At 45.0% G+C, this 1,088-nt stretch carries 2 protein-coding genes; one reads left to right on the top strand and one right to left on the bottom strand.

Annotation, left to right across the window (positions count from 1 at the left end; genetic code table 11):
* A partial coding sequence (locus tag J3482_RS20090; protein WP_206923070.1) for a hypothetical protein occupies positions 1 to 258 on the top strand: 258 nt, incomplete at its 5' end.
* A gap of 183 nt (positions 259 to 441) precedes the next feature.
* Here J3482_RS20090 and J3482_RS20085 read toward each other — a convergent pair.
* Complete coding sequence (locus J3482_RS20085) at positions 442 to 654, bottom strand: hypothetical protein (RefSeq protein ID WP_021298698.1); 213 nt, start codon at positions 652 to 654, stop codon at positions 442 to 444.
* Between the last annotated feature and the right edge of the window lie 434 nt (positions 655 to 1,088).

The following is a 1,088-nucleotide window of genomic DNA, read 5'->3' as shown; positions in this document are numbered from 1 at the left end:
GACCAAGCATGGCCGTTGTTTAAACATTGGTGGGATTATCCCTACATAGGGGGAAAAATGGCCTTAGAATCCGTTCCAGCTACACGAGCCGATATATTTGCGGAAGAACTAAGCAATTCAAAAACCGGATGGGTATTCGATATCGTGTATCACCTGCACGAAGGAAGGAATATCCATAATAAAAATGGGATGGGTTGGGGTATTATTGAACCTAATGATATGTGGAATATACAATGGGTTAAAAGTATAACTCAATAAATAGAGTCACCCCGCATGGGTTGTCGTCCTAGTCGGGGTGACTTTTTACAGAATCGTTGAGTGAGGATACAATAAAATTAAATAACGCAGCGCGCCCTCGTGATAGAGGCACATCTCTGTAGTAACGAGACTCCCGATCACGCATCACACTGAAACAGGGAGAAGGACTTCGTCCTGATTAATTTAGTAGTCAAATGTCCTACTGTTCGCGATTTTTCGATACATGGCTATAACAGCAGGGTGTTCGCGTTCCCATTCCAAGTCCTGCATCAGCGGAACACCAAATTCCCTTTTCACGACGTCCATTAAGTTAGATAGTGCCTTGTCTTGAGCTTTTCCACTTGGGATATCATGCAAAATAGCTTCGTAACGGTCCTGCACTTCGGAAAGTTTCATCTTAATCTTTTCTCCTAAATATCCCTGCGTATGTATCAGGGTTTTATAATGGGCCTTACCTATCCTATATTTCTCTATAATAGACGGTTAAGAGTAATTTTATCCTTGAAACGGTTCGTCAACATGGTGCACAGCCAATGACAAGCACGGTGAAAAAGAAGCGCCTGAAGGCATCGGACGGGACGCAGCGCCCCGTGCTCTCGCTTATACTTGTCCGCCGTCGTGATGACTCTCCCGAACTCTACATCTGTGCGCCCTTGAGAGAGACGCGCGAGTCAGTCAAAAAGACGCCCCACGGATAGTTTGCCAGGAACTGTTGAGTCACTGTTGAACCGCTGTTGTTTTACTGTTGATTTTTTGACCATATATCCTCGACTGCACATCCCAGTTCCTTAGCCGTTTCCATGGCCTTGTCCAAGGACGGATTGTATGTT

The organism is Alicyclobacillus suci, from assembly GCF_017329615.1.
GTDB lineage: Bacteria > Bacillota > Bacilli > Alicyclobacillales > Alicyclobacillaceae > Alicyclobacillus > Alicyclobacillus suci.
The sequence above is the reverse complement of the archived record's forward strand: the minus strand, read 5'-3'. Positions and strand labels throughout refer to the sequence as shown.